Consider the following 15319-nt stretch of genomic DNA (forward strand, 5'->3'; position numbering starts at 1 on the left):
TTACAATTTGTTCTTATGGCTTGTCCTGCTTGTTTTAGTAAATTCAGATCTGTACTCTTCTGACAGACGGATATAATCCTTTTCGCTATATCCGGCCGTTCCGAACAGTTCATAATATCCGGGGAAGGGTTTTCTTTCCGTTTCCGGTATATGCGTGCTGGTTTCCTTATGGCAACAGATGATGTGCCGGACAAACCGGTAGCACTTGCAAAGATCCGCCAGGATGGTGTACTCGTTGTCCGTATGAGGTTCATAATATCCGCAGGAGAGATTGACGCAGGATACTTCCAGCCCGTTCCTTTTCAATGCCGCCACATCCGTAGCCAGCCCCTGTGCAGGCTTGTAACCGTACCTCCGGGGATCTACTGCCGAAATGAACTCATTGGAGCAGAGCCTCATTCCGTTGATTTGTGTCACCATGTCCCCGTTCCCTTTCCGGTCGCACTGGATGACGAAACGGCAGTCGGAAAAGAAGGACATGTCGGCATGGCCGCTGCCTATGCATCCTATCTCCTCCTGTACGAAGAAGGCGCATTTCACCGCCTTGAAATCCTCCGGGCATTTCAGGCAGATCCAGATGCCGTTCTTGTCATCCGCGCCGATTCCGGCCATCCGTTTACGCTTGCGGTCATAGCCGACAATCATCGAGTCCGCCACAAGATGGGCTGCATAGGTGCCTGTCTTGCGCCGGTGTACCTCGTCCATGTGCGCCACGACACAGGGGTAGCTTTTCCGGTTGCCTTTGACCGCGTAGATGTTTCCGTGCCGGTCTTGCCGGAAAGGAATACCCATCCGCCTGAGTTCCCCGATGATGAACCCGGCCATCTTCCCCTCCTTGCCGGAGGGGGAGGAGATGTTGTAAAGAGCCATTAATTTTTCCATGATACTGACTTTTCAGGAGATGAACAACTTTTCGATTTGCAGGTACCGTCTGAACTCCGGTACGGGACGTCCCTTCTTGAAGAGGAAGGACGGATATTTCTTTCCCTTGTATTCCGCGGACGTGCCTTTCAGTACTTTTCCGAATACGGTGGATATATAGAACATGTCCTGACAATTCTTGCAGAATGCCGTATCCGGAAAGGAATGTATCTTTCCGCATTTGGGACATACATATTTTCTCCTGTTTGCGCGCCCTTCCGTGCTCCGGCAGGTGGCTATGCTCGTGTCGCCCTCCGTATTTCTCAGTTCCAGGTTACCGTCCGTCAGATGGAGGCTGTAGAACGTGTCGAGGTAAGGCACCCCTTTCTTGTGCCACCTGCAGGCGGGCACTTTCACCGTCAATGAAACCTGTATATTGTCTCCGGCCGCCCATTCCTGCCCCTCAATGGGATTCAGTACGGTGAAATCCGTTGTATGTGTATAATCGTTGTATCTGCGTCGCAACAGGATGCCCGCCTCCTGCGCCTGCTTGCGGATCAGTTCGGCGACGAATGCGTGTGAGGAATAGATGCGGTCCAGCAGGGAGGCGGCAATCGGTGTGTTTATTGATTTCCACAATGTTACCTCGTTCCATACGACAGCCCGTCCGAGTATGTTGTTGCTCTCGTCCCTTGCCACAAGGATTTTAGCGCCGGCGAAGTTGGTATAGAAGTCAGCGGCGTTGCGTGCCTTGTCCTCATACCGCATACAGGAACTGTGCAGGCTGGATGTGTCACTGTCGGAGATGGGGCTGTAGTTGCTTTCCAGATAGGCTTCCATGAAGTCGTTCATGCTTTCATGCAGCCTGACCGTGACTTTGCTGTCCAATGAGAGAGAACTACAGAAATAATTGATTTCGTCGGGTGAGTACTTGGGCAGGTTCTTGAACAGTTCCACAAACGTGGAGGGTTCCAGGTCTGTCCGGTTCTCCGGGAACCAGGGTGCCTGCGGGTTGTTCCGGTCCGGGAAACTGGGATGGGCCAGATCCTTGCTGCAGGCCGTGAACACGATTCGGATTTTCTTGAACGTGCCCGCTTCCGTCCGCTTGCGCTTGGTGGAGAAGCAGTTGTAGGTACCGCGTATGATCTCTTCCACCGGTACGTTCTTTTTTACTTCCGAAAGGATGTCTTTGGCTATCACACTTCCGTTTTCCGCCGCATGCACCAGGCGGGATTTCAATTCATTGCTAACATTCAGTTTCATAATCATTCGTTTTATTGTTTATAAATTCTGCCATGTTTTTATGGCAATTGTTTCTTGTCCGGCTGCATTTGGCGCAATTTCTCTTTCTGCTTTCTGAGCAGGTCAACGGACATGTTCCTGCTTGTCCGATATTCCTCCTCGCTCATCCGGCGAATGGAAGGAATGCCCGTCTGGGTCAGTGTATGGTTTACCATCCAGCCGTCCATGAAGTTTTCGGGGCAGAGGCTGTCATGGTGGATGACTTCCCCCACGCAGCCGTGAATGAGCATATTGCATATGGTCATCAGGCAACAGGTACGGTTGACATCTTCTGCGACAAGATAATTACCCAGGTGGCGTACATGATATGCCAGCAGGAGACGCCCACTTCCGCAGGTAGGGTCGTTTATCCTCTGCCCGGTCTTTTTTCCGTCCGTTTCCGTACACATTACCATCAGGTCGCAGATATGTACGGGAGTGAAGAACTGCCCTTGCGCCTGTTGTCCCTTTCTGGAACTGAGCGCCATGAAAAGGTCTCCTAACGCGTCATACCAGGATGCGGCCTCCAGCTGCTTCTGCATGAGCCGCACCCATTCCGCAAACATTTTCATGAATGCGGCATTCTGCTGCCGCTTGTACCTCCAGTCTTTCAGCGGAGGAGCGCCCGGTGAGAATCCGTGTATGACGTAACGCAGGAAATCTGTGAACACGTTCATCGGATCGTACCCGTTCAAGCCTGCAAACTCACAGATTGTCTTTTCAAGTGGCCGGACTTCTGGGGATGTCTCATAGCGTGTCATATTGTTCTGTTTTTTTATAGAAGGTTACTGTATGTCCGTTATGGTCTGTCCGTATCTTGACGGGGGAGACGCCAAGGAAAAAGAGGTGCGTTTCCGCTTTCAGCATGTTCCATTCCCATGTGGGAAGTTCCTTCCATTCCATACGGTATGCCCAGAGTATGAACAGACCGGGACGGAATCCGTTGAAAAGTTCTCCGTGCAGAATCCCGACCAGCCGCTCCAGTTCTTCCCGCGAGTAAAGGGTGAATGACTCATTCCGATAGATAAAGGCATCAGCCGGTTCAATATCCGGCTGACACTCGATGATGTATCTCGTCCATTCTTTTGTGGTGTACTTTCCGTACAGAGGATCGGGTTCCGTGTATTTCCATGCCCTGACGAATGTGTGGAAGAGGACGGCACCGTTCCTGTGCCTTCCGGTATGCCCCCACATCCGGAACTGTTTGCTGCGTATGCCATCGGGAAGCAGCAATTCCGGACCGGTTATAACCCAAGGGCCTCCTTCCGTATTGTAACCGGTACACTTTTCATTTTCATGGCAGAAAGGTGTCTGTGGGAGAAGGCAAATATGGACTTCCCGGTCATCGCCCCTTTCAATGTGTGCCTGCGGATAATAGTCACCGCCACGGGTAGTATAAGTGACGACATCCCCTGCGGTCGGTAAACTGACTCTTTCCCTGTCCTCCCGCATCCTTGAAATCAGCCGGTTCACCTTCTCCACGTCGCACTCCTTTATGGAACAGGCACACCCTTCATGCCTGTTGAGCAGAGTCAGGCTTTCCAAATCATAAAAATTACCGTACTTCATATTGAGAGCGTTTTTGTTGGTACAATTTGACCTGGCGGGCAACCATATCACAGAACTTCTGTCCGTTCTCCTTCTCGCTTCTGAAATAGGCAATCATGTCCCAGAGATTCTGATTGAAGTAGCCGGTCCATTTTTCGTAGCAGTGACTTCCATAGACCTTTCCGAACGTTTCCTCGAAAAGTGCGGGAGTCAGCCCTTCATCCCCATGGTGGTTGTATTGCCACAGAGAGACAAGCAGCAGCCGGTTATAATCCAGTGTTTCCATATCCGTTCTTTTTTAAGTAAAACATCGGCCTACATGGGTAGGCATTTTTATTTCTTGGTGTCTTTCCGGCCTGTTTGCCGGGGATTGCGACAAGGCTTGGCGAAAGAAAATACCGGAGCGAAGCGAGGATGATTTTCTTTCAGCCAACCCAGCCCCTGAAAGGGGCCGCCTTGCGCAATCAGCCCGGGAAACGGCTATCTTTACAGCAAGAAATGAAAAAGCAGACCTCGGATTCTCTGTTCTGAAGTCTGCTTTTCGGTCATTGTCGAGTCTCATGTTTTTCAGGTATGTATCTGCCATCCGTGGAACGGCTGCAATGTTACGGCAAACGATCTGTCAGGTATTCCATGATAGAGCAGACCTCCCACGATACCTGTCCTTCCGTCGGGATAGCGCTGTGTAAAGCCGAACGAGTACGGGGCATGGTCGTAGTAGAGTGAGATTTCGCAGGGACAGTCAGGGTTTTCTTCCCAGCTTTTCAACCGTTCCAGACATTTTTGGAGCGAGGTGTCACCGATGGATTCGGCATAGCGCCTTACATTCTCGAAATGTTCTTCATTCAGGATTTTCATGACTTTTGTATTTTTATCTGTTAAACACGTCCGGCTCCGGGAGCCGGTATTTTTATTTCTCGCCTGCCTGACAGTCCCGTGGCCGTACCCGCAAGGTTTGGCGAAAGAAAATACCGCAGCGAAGCGAAGATGATTTTCTTTCAGCCAACCCCGCAGGGGCCTGACCTTGTACGGGTACACAGGACACGGGACTACCTTTGCAGGGTGGGAAATAAAATATGCGGTTGTTCCTTGTTGCGGGATCTTGTATGGCTTCCGGAGATAATCTTCCTGATTTGTTCGCCATTGCCGGACAAATGGTGTATTTTTGCAGTTTCTAATTTCAGGATCATGGAAAACTATATAAAGAAAGCGGCGGATGCTTTCCTTGTGGAGCGTCCGTATGGTATGCGTGTGGATTACAGGAAGAAAGGATTCGTGCTGTTTAACCGCAACCTGAACGTATTGGGCAATGCGGAGCATGCCCGTCTGGAAGAGCTGCCTCTGGAGCGGTTCAATGTGGAGGAGATTCCGTTGGATGGTGAAATTGTGGAGGAACACGCGGGATTTACCGATGTATTCTTCTATACCGATCTGACCAGCCCCTATGCCGGATATGCGCTGAATTTGCAAAAGCTCAAGGCCTATAACCGGTTTATGTTTCCGTTGGCGATGGCGCTGAACCGTAAGTTGTGAGTCCGGAAGCCGGCAACGGTAACAGCCGCATGGAGCACGCCGTTACCGCCAGGTTTTATTATTTGCCCTTTCTTGTTGTTATAAATGCAAGATAATCGCCCACGGCCTTATGGCATCCGGTAAAGTCCGGAGTCCGGAGACCTTTGATTTTCCGGTAACTGACGGTTCCGTTCCTGTCAATGCCTCTTACATGCCTGTTGAATGTCCCTTTGGTTCTGATATGGATGTCAAAACCGTCCCTTCCGGTGATTTCAAGGAACATTCCTCCCGTGATCCGTTCCCCGTCCAGGAATTTCTGTTTCTGTTCATCGAGCAGCCGCTGATATTGCTCTTCCCGCGCTCTGCGCTCTTCCGCCTCTTTCTCCTCCTGTTCCCTGCGTTTCTGTTCCTGCCTCCTTTTGTATGCCTCACGGGCTTGCACCAGGGGGGTGGTGTCAAGTCCGAGAGCCTCGAACACGCGGACGGAGATCAACCTGACAAAGGCTCCTCTTTCCGCGCCCTGAAGCGTATCCGCGATCCAGTTCCTGCAATAGGCGGCAGTTTCGTCCCTGCGGTTTTCTCCGTTGAGGAACCGGCGTGAATACTGCCCGCTGGAGAAATAAACGTTTTCAATCCGGCAGACCACATGGAAACAGTCATCGTCCTCATTCCCATATTCGTTCTTTCTAGACAGGGAGAGATATACATTCTCGGCGTACGGTTCCAGTTCCATATAAGGAGCCACGACGGTATTCCCGTCAGACCTGTACTTGAATACTTTTGCTTTCATACTATCGTTCAGTTTGTCGGTTGTTGCATATTTCATCTATAATCTCTTTCCCGCTTCTTTCACCCTTCAGGAAGGCAAGGAAGCGCCTCAAAAAGAGCCGGGCACAGTCAGTTCCCAGCTGGGAGCTTTCACCGTCTTTGGTAGCGCATACCGCAAAACGCCCCAGTCCGAAACTGTCCTGTTGCGGTACGATGTGGTAAGACAAGTCCTCGCTTGCGTTGATGTGCAACCCACGACGGAAAACATAGAAAGTTTTCGGGATTCTTCTGTCGGTATCGATTTCCATACGCTTGTAACCGTGATGTTCCAATAACCGGACCAGTTCCCTGTTTGTCGGAATTGTATGTCCGATCCAGTCCGGCCAGCTTATATTTTCTATTGTATGTCCGTAATTGTCATATAATATGTCGAACTGTTCCTGGTATTCATCGTAAAATTCCCCGTTCCCGTTGCACATTTTCTCCAAAGCGATGCCGTTTTTACGGACAAGGGCAAGGTCGCCCAGTCCGCACGCGATTTCATTGAGCAGCGTGCGTTCCTCATCCCTGTCCTTTGCCGTTCCGTAAATTCTAAGCCGGGAATACCGGTGTAGCGCCGAACGGGACGGCATATCCAGTTTTTCCCATATCCCATCGTTTCCTATAGCCTGTCTGGTGTTTTCCGGAAGTCCGTACCACCACTTGTCCAAATTGTTTGTATCCATAATTTCTGAATCAGATTGTTTTTAAATTCTGTTTTGAGTACCATGCCTGATACGCGGCGGCATACTCCTGACGTTCCCGTTCCAGGGAATTTCTCATCTCAGGGGTGTATCCGAGCAGGCGGATGTATCCTCCGTTATAGCCGGTGAGTTCGCACCTTATTCCGGCTTCCTCCAGTTTGTCGATGCGTTTTTGGGCCATTTTTGCGCTTGAATATTCCTTCGGCCAAAAATAGACTTCGCCCCGTGAGCCGAAACAGTCTTCCCCCAGAATTATTTCCCCGGCATACTTCCGGCTTTCGATGAAGCCGAAACGCGCTTTGCCCAATGCCCGGCGCATTGCCTCGTGTGCCGGACCTTCCGGATGCTTGAATATCTCCGGCTTGTCTTTGCTGCCGAGTTTGGGCGGTTCCACCTTGTACGGCTGTTTGTAACTTCCGATTCCGAGCGTCAGGTAAAAGTTGGTGTGAAAATAGTCCGTCATGGGGTCGCTGTCATCGAAATTGTACGACATGATGAAATCGCAGATATTCACCATTACATCCTTTGCCCTGTCCGTCAAGGATTTGTCTGAATGGATATGATGGTGGTTGACATCGCCTTGAACTTTTCCGGACTCTTTGGTGAACGCCTCGAAATCCGCTTTCATCAACCGGATATGGATGGAGTGGCAATTCTCCCGTCTGACAGAGAACTTGTATCCCGGATAGGTCTCCTTGAGCCATGCCCGTACCAGTCCCACGATTTCAGGAGCGTGCTGCCCCTTGTAATTGCGGCCTTTCCAGCGGTATTCGTTATACACATACTTGGTGTATTCCTTTGCCGTGGCTCCCGGATAGTCATATTCATATCCGGTTGAGGTCGAGGGAATATCCGGTTTTTCTTTCCAAGCCTCAAAAAGCCTTCCAAACTCGGTGTTCACCTGTTGCATGATTGCGGTGTCACCACCCTTGTCCGGGTGGTGCTCCAATGCCAGCCGGCGGTATTCTTTCTTCAAGTCCGCCAGAGAGTGTATGTTCTGAAAATAAGTCATAGCCATAAGTTTTTTATGCCCCTGCGAGGCGGTTGATAAAATATTCCCGGTAGTCAAGGTCAAGACCGAGGTTGAGACAGGCCGTTTCCATGTCATCTTCTCTCAGGTCGTCCGCCTCCTGCAATTCGCGCAGGTACCGGATTTCGGAGTCCAGGTATTCCTGTGCTTCCGTTTGACCGCAACCGCATGAGTTGCAGATCAGACTGATAATGTTTCCCTGCATGCTGTTTGATTTTTTATGTTTCTGTTCCTGTTTCTGAGGCCTCGTCCGTCGTATATCGAGACGGCCCGTTCCACCAAAAGCCTGCGGTTGTCTTCCGAAAGTTCCAGATAGAACCGTTCCGCCGCGCCGAATGTGCCCTTGTCTGTCGCCACGCACCATTTTTCCCAGAAATGCGGGTACATGCCGCCATACACGGTTTTGCATTCCTCCTCGCTCCAGGCGTTCCACATGTAGTAGAAGAAACTGGAGACGGTATTTTCCGCTTGATATTTCATGGTTCTTCTATTTGTGATTCTACATTGTTTGTTTCTCTCAGTTGATGCCACACAGCCTCATACATCTCATGAAGCCAGTCTATGTTCTTCGCGCCGAGTTCAAACGGGCTGTGACACTGCACCTCGTCACCGCTTTCTTTCTCTTCGGCAAGGACGGTCAGGCTGTCCGCCGTTACCCGGAGTCCTGTCACCCTGCATTCATATGGTTCTCCGTTCTTGCCAAACCATATCACCCAGACCGGATCATAATCCTCTTCCGGAAGACGAATTTCTTTCACGCAGTGAGCATGGAGCAACTGCCGTATCGCGTCGATGATGTCCCCCCGCAGTTCCTTGATCCTGCCGCTGAAATCAACGGCTTCTGACGGTAAACTTCCTTTTCCGCCTCTTTCCTGCAAGGAGAGAATCCGCGTGTCGGGATGGATACAGAAATCCCAGTCCAACACTTCATCGTCATCGCGTGTCGTGTGGATATCGCCGCCCAAAACAAGACCGCAATCGTCATTTACCATTCTTTTTGCTTCATCGCGGTCTTCTGCCGCTACCGTGTAAGTGCCCTCGAAGGAATACCTTACTCTTATGTCATATCTTTTCATGATTCTTTCCATTTGATTGTTGATACCAGATTCATTGCCCGGAAGGATTACCGGATATTCAATATTGCGCTAAAGGCATGTGGGTCAAGCCTGTAAAACGTCGGAAGGTTAAGTGTGACCATCGGGTAGCTTACTCAGCCGCTCTGACGTCTATAACCTGTATCCTCAGCCAATTTGTTAGACAGAAGGAACTCCATGGCATCAGGATTGTTGTTGATGTCCACGAATGCCCTGTCAGGCAGTGAGAATGCCGCCTTATCTTCTAAGTTGACCGTCAGGACCGTGTATATCTCATGGGTCACGGGATCTTTCAGAGACAATGCCGGCCAGCCGTTATGGTACATTTCAATCACGATTGAGAGACGGCTTTCCTGATACAGGAAAGTCTCTTCCATGGACGGATGGTCGCATTTGGCAATTTCAAAATCATCCTCCCCTTTGGTAAATGTCACCATCGGATAGGATACATCGACAAAACATTCCTCTTCCCGGTAGCAGAGATGTTCTTTTCCCTCTGAACGGATTATAGCCAATCGGGTGTTCATATTCGTAACTGGTTTTAAAATTATTGACTTGCAAGTTAATTGGCCGGCATTCACCTGCCTGTTTCTTTAAACGTGTGATTGTCACCGCCTGCGGACATTTGGGAGAGTTGCTGTCTCACCGCCTTGATTTTCCCAATCAGTTCGTCCTCCCTTCGGAATGAGGGGGTACATTTGGTACGCCTCATCCCGGCTCCCCAGGGGATGCCGCCGCATACTTTTCTCAGGCGTGCCTTTTCGCTTTCCAGGGCCGACTCCAGACGGGCCAGCCTGCGTCGCAACGATTCTTCGGTCACAGTTCTCATGATTTCATTGTTTTTTTAGTATGGTGACGGGTCGGAAAGACAGTCACCATACCGTCGTTATGTGTCACGTTATATTTTAGCTTTTTCCCTTTTGATGCCTCTCAGGACGTACAACAGGTGCAGGAACAGCTCCCTGTCGTAAATCCGGAAGAAGAACGGCTCGCCTGTTTCCCTGACCGTTCCGGTAAAAGACACGGACTCCCGGTTCACGGGATATTGGAGGAAGTTGCCGTTTGCCAGCAGGGTGTGCTTTTTCTTCATCACTTCGCCTAGGAACTTGTCCATATCGTCGTTTCCCTCATAGCCGGAGAAGTAGAGGAAATGATGACGGCGCAGGCTTCGCAGGATTTTGGCGGTTTCCAGCCTTACATCCCTGCCTGACGATTCGTCCGTTCCTCTCATCAGGTTGCAGATGAACTTCTTCTCGCCATTTATGTCAAGAAACAGATAAGGAACTATAATTATAGAGGCATGCCGTGCGTGGTCAGAGATGACCATCGGCTTTTCTTTCAGGATGTCTCCTTTGAAGGTAATGTTCCGGTAATGGTTGTCCATCTGCCGTTCCAGTTCCTTTCTTGGCGTGGTAACGGAGCGGAGTCCCGTGAAGTAGCGTCCGCCCGCCCGGAAGCAGAACCGGTAGATGTCCGCATGATAAGGCTCTCCCAGGAAAAAGAAATTCCGGGTATGGCGGATGGGGGGCAAGACATCCATGTAGTCGAAATATCTTTCTTCCGTAATCTCACTGAACGGGGCGCAGAGGGATTGCAGGTGGATGCGTATCATCTTGCGGACGGTATTTCCGGACACGGCTGTGAGGTACGGGTTCTTTTCCCTGTCCCTCAGTTCCTCCAGTGTCTCATGATGGTAGTCGCCGTGTATTCCGTCAGACATGGTGGTCACGCAGCTGCCGTCAAAACTGCGTGAATCGACTACGAATTTCAGTTTGTCGTTATTCATGGTTCAGATGTTTTGAAGGTTCAACACTCTCTTGGCGGCACTGAGGGCATTGGAGGTGAGCTGCCGTTGCCATGCCTTGTTTCTGGGTGACCAGCGGAATCCGGAGGATTTCAGTTCCTTGCGTCTGTTGTCTTCGGGAATCCTGTCAAACAGGATCTGAAGGCGGTCTTCCCCATAGTTCCATACAAGTGTCCCGCCCTCGAACGGCACTTCCTTGTTTTCCCGTCTTTGCACCGCTTTCAGCCTTTCGCGCATCCGTTCCGCAAGTTCCGGCAATTGGAAGAATTTGTTTCTCGGGGTGATGACGGGTTTCCTTACCCTTGCATTATATTCGGAAATGAAGTCCACGGCCCTGCGGACGATTTCCACTTCCCCGTGATTGGCGAAGGTGGATACCTTGTTCAGGATGCTGCTGACGAACAGGGCACGGCTATAACCCCGGCATTGTCCGGTATCAATCCCGTGGATGGTGTCGGCGCTGCTCCTGATGTCGCGTTTGAGCGTCTGCCATGCCTTTTCCAGTTTTTCTTCCTCCGGTCGTGCGGCTTCCTTTTTCCGTCTGACGGCTTCAAGAACCTTTTGCCGCCAATTGCGGAACTCCTCGTAGCGGTTCCGGTAGCTTCTGTTCGTATTCTCCTGCCTGTGGTAATCGAATCCGCCCCGTCCCGTCACCATCGGGTTGGCGCAGCGTGAGAGGGCCGAGAGCTGGGCGGACAGCTTTTGCCGGTAGGCGGCGATGTATGTATCCCGTTCCTCTTCCTGCATGAGTTGCAGGTCGTTGTGCAGCTCCTCCCCGTAGATCATGATGTCCGTCTCGCCACGAATCTCCGGGTCGAAGGAACTCCATGCGTATGCGTCGCAAGCCTGTTTCCACATATCCTCCAGATAGCCCGGATGTTTGAACGCTACGGCTTCCCAGTCTTTGAAGTCCCTGGAATGCAATTCATTGCGGTCTTCCGGATTTCCGTACAGGTGTACGTAGTTGCCCGTTCCATGATGCTCCTTTCTGAAATGGAACGGTACGGGAGGATGGTCCGTACCCTTTTCCCGGATCATCGTGACCCGGTGTGCATTCTCTGCGGTAAGGCCCGTTACTTGTTCTTCCCGGACCTTTGCTGTTGTTGTTTCAGTCATAACCGTTGCCATTCATAAATTATTTCTACCAGTTCTTCGTCCGCCAGTTTTTGGATTTCCTCGTCCGAGCAATAGCAGGCGATTTCCTCGTCCAGCTTGAAAGCTGCCGGATCATGGCTTCCGATGCCGTCCAGCAGTTCCGGCACCAGGCTGTCTGCGGCAACCGTATAGCTTCCGTCCCTGCCTTGCACCTCCCGTGCGGGATAGCTCCTTTCCCGATAAACCAACATTCTCATTTTCGGATTGGCACCCTGCTGTCCTTTGTGGACTTTGCTTGTCGTTTCTCTGTTCATACCTTCATTTTTTTTAGTTTGTTTGACATTATCGGCTCCGTGGAGCCGGTTTTTCGGTTTCTTACTTGCCGGACTGTCCTTTGCCGGGGATTGCGCAAGGCTTGGCAAAAGAAAATACCGCAGCGAAGCGAGGATGATTTTCTTTTAGCCAACCAGCCCCTGAAAGGGGCCGCCTTGCGCAATCAACCCGGCAAAGGGCTATATTTGCAGGTAAGAAATTGAAAGAATGGCAGTTATTCCTGAACTGTCCTGATACAAAAAAAGCCATCCTCCGGGGACGGCTTTAATGGTGTGTCGTACGTCTATTGCGCCAGACGTTCCTTCACATTGTTCATCGCCTCTTTCAGGCTGCTGTTCATGACCCGCGCATAATGCTGCGTCATGCGTGTGGAGGCATGTCCGAGCATGACGGACACGTCCTGCAAGGGTACATTGTTGGCGAGCGTGACGGTCGTCCCGAAAGTGTGCCTGGCCACGTGCGTGGTCAGGTTTTTCTTTATGCCGCAGAAATCGGCGATTTCCTTGAGGTAGCTGTTCATTTTCTGGTTGCACATGACAGGCAGGCAGCATCCTTTCTTTATGCAGACCGGATGTTCCCTGTATTTCTCCAATATGGCCAGTGGAACGGGCAGCAGCGGGATGTTGCTGATGGAAGACGCTTTTCTGCGGTGTTCCAACTTGATCCTTCCCTTCCTTATCCACCAGTCCCCGAGATTGTCCTGTACCAGGTTTTCACCACTCAGAGTGGCGACATCGGAGAACGCCAGACCGGTGAAACATGCGAAGACAAATATGTCCCTGACCAGCTCGAGCCGTGGGATGGTGAATTTCTTTTTCATGAGGGTCTGCAACTCGTCGTAGGTCAGGAATACCGGATCGGTCTCGTCCTGCTCCATCTTGTAACCGTAAAAGGGATTCTTGCGCATCCATTCCTTTGCCAATGCCATGTTGGTAAATTTCTTGAAACATTTCATATAACGGACTATCGTGTTACGGCACAGTCCCCCCTCCGTTTTCAGGTAAATGTCAAACGCACGGATGAACTCCGGTGTCAGCTCATGGAAGGTGATATCCTCCTTGCCATAATAAGAGGGGATAAGCCGCTGCAATTTCTTCACCACGTTCTTGTACCGGTTGATCGTGACGGGAGAGTAGTCTATGCCTGCCAGTGTTTCCATTTCCCCGATGCCTTCCATCATGGTACCGAGCAGTGTACGCATTCCGGTGTCTTTCCCGAAGACACGTTTCAGGATCAGTTTCGGGGTAATCAGGGCCTGTTCCAATACCAGCTCCTTGTGTTTTTCCAAGGCGCGTGCGTGCAGTTCGGCAATATAGGCGTTCAGTGCCACTGATGCCCTGTCCCTGCCTTTACTGCATCCTTTGGCGGCGTTCCATAAGTTCAGGGGCACGCTTCTTTGGATACGTACATCGTCATAGTCTCCATTGATGGTTATCCGCATCAATACCGGTGCCTCACCGTTTTTCAACAATTTCGTTTTAAGCACGAAAAACAGAATGTTCATTGTTCCCTGTTTCATCACTTTTGTTTTTTGAGGTTTACATTCAATTGTTTCGTCAAAACCGGATGGCATGAGGACGTGGAGCGAAGTGTTAAATTCGGTGGCTTTTTTGAGGGACTTGTGGAAAAGCCATAAAAATCCCATTTTTCTCAGGTTCGAATTGCCTTTTGTATCCCGGGTTCGATTCCTTTTTTTTATCCCGATGGGGAATACCGAATTTTTAAATTTCTTTCACATTTTCAACTCCATCCGGTCATGTGTGCAAAATTACTTTTTCACACCGGAGATTGGAATTGTCAAATAGTTGAAAAACAATGAAGTATGATACATATTTATGGCTTTTTCAAAAGCCTTAAAAAAAGCCACTGAATTGGCGAAATCCAACTTCACAAATATGTAATGAAATGCGTAGCGAGGGTAAAAAAAGAACCCTTGAACTATCTCTAATTCAAGGGTTTTCTAAAATTGAAAAGCTTTTTGGTGGTGCCACCAGGAATCGAACCGGGGACACAAGGATTTTCAGTCCTTTGCTCTACCAACTGAGCTATGGCACCATGTTTATCTCTTTTGCGGTTGCAAAGGTAGTGAAACTTTTGGACTATGCAATAGCTTTCATAATAAAAAACGCTGATAATTGGCTATATGTCTAATTATCAGCGTTTATGATTTGAGAAAAAATACTGAAAAAGTTTTATAGTTATGCTTTTTCCGCTTCTTCTTCCTTCAAAGGATTCCATCCTTGTGCTTTGAGTTCAAACTCTTGACCGTCACGGGTAATTAGGGCGCAGCCTAATTCCGGTTTGGTGATATGGCCAATCAGCTTGACGCCTTCCATTTCGGCAACTTTTTCATGGTCGGCAATGGGGACGGTGAACAATAACTCATAATCCTCGCCTCCGTTCAGTGCACAAGTGCTTAGGTTCATATTGAATTCTTCTGCCATTACAGCCGTCTGATAGTCGATAGGAATATGTTCTTCGTAAACGCGGCAACCCACTTTGCTTTGGGTACAGATATGCAGTAATTCCGAAGAAAGACCGTCCGATATATCCATCATGGAGGTGGGTTGTATACCCTCTTCTGCCAGTTTCTGAATGATGTCACGGCGTGCTTCGGGCTTCAATTGACGTTCCAGAAGATACTCCTTCCCCGAGAAGTCCGGTTGCAAGTCTTTGTCACCTCCTTTGAGCACCGCCTTTTCGCGTTCCAAAAGCTGTAGTCCCATGTAGGCGGCACCCAAGTCGCCGCTGACGCAAATCAGGTCGGTTTCGCGGGCACCATTGCGGTAGACCACTTTTCCTTTCTCACCCTCGCCTATGCAGGTGATGCTGATGGTAAGCCCGGTATAGGAAGCGGAGGTGTCTCCTCCCACGATGTCAACATCATATTCTTCGCAAGCCAAACGGATGCCGGCATAGAGTTCCTCCATGTCTTCTATACTGAAACGCTTGGATATGCCCAAGGAAACGGTAATCTGCTTCGGTGTGCCGTTCATGGCATAGATATCGGAGAAATTGACTACGGCCGATTTATACCCCAAATGCTTGAGCGGTACATACACAAGGTCGAAATGGACGCCTTCCATCAGCAAGTCGGTAGTAACGAGCACTTCCTTTTCGGCCGGGTAGGAGAGGACGGCAGCATCATCTCCGACACCATATCGGCTCGACTCATTCTTTAGTTCAATGCCTTCGGTGAGGTGACGGATGAGGCCGAATTCACCGAGGGTAGCTATTTCTGTTCTCATGC

The 15319-nt window shown here is 50.1% G+C and carries 20 protein-coding genes, 1 tRNA gene and 1 pseudogene; 2 read left to right on the top strand and 20 right to left on the bottom strand.

Annotation, left to right across the window (positions count from 1 at the left end; translation table 11 throughout):
* The 6 genes from ITJ87_RS08325 to ITJ87_RS08350 all read right to left on the bottom strand — a co-directional run bounded on the left by ITJ87_RS08325 (position 1) and on the right by ITJ87_RS08350 (position 4548).
* Positions 1-882 carry a hypothetical protein gene (locus ITJ87_RS08325; protein WP_196096326.1) on the bottom strand — a complete coding sequence of 294 codons (882 nt, stop codon included), beginning with the start codon at positions 880-882 and terminating at the stop codon, positions 1-3.
* 12 nt (positions 883-894) lie between these two features.
* A complete protein-coding gene (locus ITJ87_RS08330; RefSeq protein WP_005636598.1) occupies positions 895-2130 on the bottom strand; it encodes a hypothetical protein in 1236 nt (411 codons plus the stop codon).
* Positions 2131-2162: 32 nt separating this feature from the next.
* Entirely contained in the window at positions 2163-2903 is a 741-nt protein-coding gene (locus ITJ87_RS08335) for an N-6 DNA methylase (protein ID WP_032557856.1), read from the bottom strand.
* A complete protein-coding gene (locus tag ITJ87_RS08340; protein WP_005636601.1) occupies positions 2890-3711 on the bottom strand; it encodes a DUF4121 family protein in 822 nt (273 codons plus the stop codon). Before ITJ87_RS08340 ends, ITJ87_RS08335 begins: the two co-directional genes overlap by 14 nt.
* Positions 3698-3976, bottom strand: coding sequence for a hypothetical protein (locus tag ITJ87_RS08345; protein ID WP_005636603.1), 279 nt, complete (start codon positions 3974-3976; stop codon positions 3698-3700). The genes ITJ87_RS08340 and ITJ87_RS08345 overlap by 14 nt, the downstream gene beginning before the upstream one ends.
* Before the next feature lie 281 nt (positions 3977-4257).
* Positions 4258-4548 (bottom strand): DUF4120 family protein, encoded by a 291-nt coding sequence (locus ITJ87_RS08350; protein ID WP_005942846.1) that lies wholly within the window; start codon positions 4546-4548, stop codon positions 4258-4260.
* A gap of 330 nt (positions 4549-4878) precedes the next feature.
* On the opposite strand from ITJ87_RS08350, the gene ITJ87_RS08355 reads away from it, so the two are divergent.
* On the top strand, positions 4879-5223 hold the full coding sequence (locus ITJ87_RS08355) for a hypothetical protein (protein ID WP_005636608.1): 345 nt from the start codon (positions 4879-4881) through the stop codon (positions 5221-5223).
* Positions 5224-5281: 58 nt separating this feature from the next.
* Here the strand turns inward: ITJ87_RS08355 and ITJ87_RS08360 are convergent, their stop codons facing one another.
* From ITJ87_RS08360 to ITJ87_RS08410, 11 genes and pseudogenes are all read right to left on the bottom strand, one after another.
* The gene (locus tag ITJ87_RS08360) at positions 5282-5992 is read right to left on the bottom strand and encodes a hypothetical protein (protein ID WP_005840921.1); all 711 of its coding nucleotides are present in this window, start codon (positions 5990-5992) and stop codon (positions 5282-5284) included.
* 1 nt (position 5993) lies between these two features.
* Positions 5994-6695, bottom strand: a complete 702-nt coding sequence (locus ITJ87_RS08365; protein WP_005636610.1) for a hypothetical protein — start codon at positions 6693-6695, stop codon at positions 5994-5996.
* Between the two features lie 10 nt (positions 6696-6705).
* Positions 6706-7725 carry an LPD29 domain-containing protein gene (locus ITJ87_RS08370; RefSeq protein ID WP_008778735.1) on the bottom strand — a complete coding sequence of 340 codons (1020 nt, stop codon included), beginning with the start codon at positions 7723-7725 and terminating at the stop codon, positions 6706-6708.
* A 13-nt stretch (positions 7726-7738) separates the two neighbouring features.
* Positions 7739-7948 carry a hypothetical protein gene (locus tag ITJ87_RS08375; RefSeq protein ID WP_005802673.1) on the bottom strand — a complete coding sequence of 70 codons (210 nt, stop codon included), beginning with the start codon at positions 7946-7948 and terminating at the stop codon, positions 7739-7741.
* The gene (locus ITJ87_RS08380; RefSeq protein ID WP_005637786.1) at positions 7924-8223 is read right to left on the bottom strand and encodes a hypothetical protein; all 300 of its coding nucleotides are present in this window, start codon (positions 8221-8223) and stop codon (positions 7924-7926) included. Before ITJ87_RS08380 ends, ITJ87_RS08375 begins: the two co-directional genes overlap by 25 nt.
* Positions 8220-8819: a hypothetical protein gene (locus ITJ87_RS08385; protein ID WP_005864584.1), complete on the bottom strand. Its 600-nt coding sequence runs from the start codon at positions 8817-8819 to the stop codon at positions 8220-8222. Before ITJ87_RS08385 ends, ITJ87_RS08380 begins: the two co-directional genes overlap by 4 nt.
* Positions 8820-8866: 47 nt before the next feature.
* Positions 8867-9364: pseudogene (locus ITJ87_RS08390) on the bottom strand (DUF4313 domain-containing protein).
* 50 nt (positions 9365-9414) lie between these two features.
* Positions 9415-9666, bottom strand: a complete 252-nt coding sequence (locus ITJ87_RS08395) for a hypothetical protein (protein ID WP_005634966.1) — start codon at positions 9664-9666, stop codon at positions 9415-9417.
* A gap of 69 nt (positions 9667-9735) precedes the next feature.
* On the bottom strand, positions 9736-10623 hold the full coding sequence (locus tag ITJ87_RS08400; protein ID WP_005828696.1) for a hypothetical protein: 888 nt from the start codon (positions 10621-10623) through the stop codon (positions 9736-9738).
* Positions 10624-10626: 3 nt separating this feature from the next.
* On the bottom strand, positions 10627-11769 hold the full coding sequence (locus tag ITJ87_RS08405) for a hypothetical protein (protein WP_005864591.1): 1143 nt from the start codon (positions 11767-11769) through the stop codon (positions 10627-10629).
* A complete protein-coding gene (locus tag ITJ87_RS08410; protein WP_005864593.1) occupies positions 11754-12050 on the bottom strand; it encodes a hypothetical protein in 297 nt (98 codons plus the stop codon). Before ITJ87_RS08410 ends, ITJ87_RS08405 begins: the two co-directional genes overlap by 16 nt.
* A gap of 27 nt (positions 12051-12077) precedes the next feature.
* Here ITJ87_RS08410 and ITJ87_RS18970 point away from each other — a divergent pair, with 27 nt between their 5' ends.
* Positions 12078-12272: a hypothetical protein gene (locus ITJ87_RS18970; protein ID WP_005634939.1), complete on the top strand. Its 195-nt coding sequence runs from the start codon at positions 12078-12080 to the stop codon at positions 12270-12272.
* A gap of 80 nt (positions 12273-12352) precedes the next feature.
* Here the strand turns inward: ITJ87_RS18970 and ITJ87_RS08415 are convergent, their stop codons facing one another.
* The 3 genes from ITJ87_RS08415 to thiL all read right to left on the bottom strand — a co-directional run bounded on the left by ITJ87_RS08415 (position 12353) and on the right by thiL (position 15317).
* The gene (locus tag ITJ87_RS08415; RefSeq protein ID WP_074783329.1) at positions 12353-13588 is read right to left on the bottom strand and encodes a site-specific integrase; all 1236 of its coding nucleotides are present in this window, start codon (positions 13586-13588) and stop codon (positions 12353-12355) included.
* A 460-nt stretch (positions 13589-14048) separates the two neighbouring features.
* Positions 14049-14124: transfer RNA gene (locus tag ITJ87_RS08420), tRNA-Phe, on the bottom strand.
* A gap of 143 nt (positions 14125-14267) precedes the next feature.
* On the bottom strand, positions 14268-15317 hold the full coding sequence (gene thiL / locus ITJ87_RS08425; protein WP_005828671.1) for a thiamine-phosphate kinase: 1050 nt from the start codon (positions 15315-15317) through the stop codon (positions 14268-14270).
* Between the last annotated feature and the right edge of the window lie 2 nt (positions 15318-15319).

It is taken from the genome of Bacteroides sp. HF-162 (assembly GCF_015679285.1).
GTDB classification, from domain to species: Bacteria; Bacteroidota; Bacteroidia; order Bacteroidales; family Bacteroidaceae; genus Bacteroides; species Bacteroides uniformis.